This window comes from Streptomyces jumonjinensis (assembly GCF_009600885.1).
In the GTDB taxonomy this organism is placed as follows: Bacteria; Actinomycetota; Actinomycetes; order Streptomycetales; family Streptomycetaceae; genus Streptomyces; species Streptomyces jumonjinensis.
The window spans coordinates 20,192-22,524 of record NZ_VCLA01000162.1; the positions used below are offsets into that span (position 1 = coordinate 20,192).

Genomic DNA, 2,333 nt, shown 5'->3' on the forward strand with positions numbered 1-2,333 from the left:
ATGCGTAAGGGTCCGCAGGAGCGCAGAGTTGGGCAGATCAGGTGGTGTCCACCGGTCTACGAGTGCTGGCCCTGACAAGATCCCGTCGGCGGCCGCCAGCCACGCCGCACCTCCAGGAACGCGGCTTCGCAGCACAGCATCGAGGGCCTGGGGTGGTGCGGTAGGGGTGAGGAGGTGCGCGGCACGTTCCAGATGGGAAGCGAGGGCGGCTGCATCAGTATGAGGAACCAGAAAGAGGTCTCGAAGAGGTGCGGTGGGACCGTGATGGTGCAAGCGCATGCGCACCCACCGGAAATCCGTGGCCACAGTGACCGCATCCTGGATGCGCTCCGCGTCCACCAGGTGGTCTATGAGGTAGTTCCGCAGGTACTCGTGAGCTGTCGTCCACCATTCGGGCCCACCCTCCCCGGCAGAGGTGACGGTGTCGAGAAGAACGGCATTCACTACCAGCAGGCGAGCCGACAGCTCTGCCCGGAGATGGTCGCGGATCACGTCGTGCAGGGCCACGGTCCCACCCGGGACGCTGGAGTCGAGACTGAGCAGGGACAGATCGGCCATCTGCCTACACAGGCTGCGCGCAGTTGTCTCGTCGAGACCGGCCACCCCCTCCCACAAGCGAGCTACCAGCGCAATTGGGATGGACTCGTCTTCAGCGAAGACTCCAAGCTCCGCGAACCTCTGCTCCCCCTCGGTAGGAAGGAGTTCGGTGGCGGCTGTCAGACTGGCTCGCACAGCTCTGTTCCGCTCGTCGGTGTCGTCGAGGTCGAAATCCTTCTGAGGATCGCTCGCCGCAGGGCCGTGCACACGAAGCTGGTTCAGAAGACGCCGACCAACAGTATTCGCATCGGCCCCAGTCGACAGCTGCTCGCGCATCACACGGTTGGCGATCCGCAGCAAAAGCACCCATCGCCCGGTCGCCTCGACAAGGGCGTCGACCACCGCGTGCTCCGGAGGATGCGGCAATCCCTTCGTCAGGACCAGGCGGGCCTGCCCGTACGTCATGCGGTCGACAGTGATCGGCGTGGCATGAGCGGGAAGCACTCTCGGGTTGCGTGTGGTGATCAGGCGTACACATTGCCGTTCCGCACCGATGAGGAACGGCCGCAGCTGCTCTTGCTCCCACACGTCGTCGATCACTAGGAGGGTCCGCGGCAGCGAGGCAAGGAGCTTGCCCAGCTGAGTGCCGGCTTGTTCCGGATCGTCGCCAGCTGTGGACTCTACCCCGGTGATACGCGCCATCTCTGCGGCAACCTTGGCTGCGATTGCAGCCCTGCCCCTTACGTCACGCCCGATCGTGATGAACCAGATCCTGCCAGAGAATCTCTTGCGGACCTTCGGCTGGGCGGCGGCAAACCGGGCGAGTGTCGTCTTACCGAACCCGCCCGCACCATGCAGACCGGCGGTGATTGCCACCGCATCACCCCCTCGCCAGCGCCGGCGGGTGCGTGCAAGGACAGCAGCGACCAGCTGGTCGGCCTCCGCCCGGTCCACCCACCCGTCCGGGACGACCGGAGGGCCAGGCGCAGCAGGCGCAGGCGCCGGTGCAGGCCGGCCGAACAGGATCATAAACGCCGAGACCAGAACAGCGACGCCCGCAATGACGCTGGCGACCGGGTCCCCCGCGCCCCATCCCTCGCGCTGGACTGTCCATGCAAGGTACGCCAGCGCGCTCACAAGGACTGGGCCGCCCACGATCCTCTTCCACCCCAAACGTCTCAAGCCCCACCCCTTCTGATCGTCACGATGCCGATGCCAGGCACCCCTCACGTGCTCGCGTTTCCGCCAGGAACCCAGTTCAGGTGTGATCGCTTGCCACAACCGGGAGGCGGTGCGCTGCGCCAAGTCTCGCGCAGACCGGGAGGGGTCCAAGGCCGTTGCGCAGAGGAGGGACAGATCCGGGTGGGCGCTTTCTGCCCGGGGCCTGGTGCGCGGTTCAGTGGTCGGCTGCGGCCTATGCCGCCCACTCCATGCCCAGTACGCGCAGGGCGTCCCGCTGTTCCGCGGTGAGCTTGTCCCGCCTCGACTTGGTGTTGGAGATCCCTACGCCGAGCTTCACGGTCACTGGTTCCGTCTGGCCGTCGACGGTGATCTTCTCGGTGTGTCCGCGGGGTACCGGCCGGTCCGCGCCTTCCCGCTCGATCCACTGTGCGAGGGCCGCCAGGCCCCGCCGGAATGCCTGCTGCGCCTTGCCCGGGCCCTTCGCACTGCCCGCCGCCGGGGCGGGAGACGGAATCCCGCCGGGCTTGATGCCGAGTGCGGTGAGCCGTTCTTGCTGTTCGTCGGACAGCTGTGCCCACGTGCCCGGTTCCTGCTGCCTCCACCTCCAGGTGCCG

Annotated in this window: 2 protein-coding genes; both read right to left on the reverse strand. The window is 66.8% G+C overall.

The features are described from left to right. Positions 1–1,413 (reverse strand): NB-ARC domain-containing protein (locus FF041_RS23465; protein ID WP_323392494.1); only part of this gene is annotated, 1,413 nt, incomplete at its 3' end. 538 nt (positions 1,414–1,951) lie between these two features. After that, a partial coding sequence (locus FF041_RS38095) for a helicase associated domain-containing protein (protein ID WP_194292140.1) occupies positions 1,952–2,333 on the reverse strand: 382 nt, incomplete at its 5' end.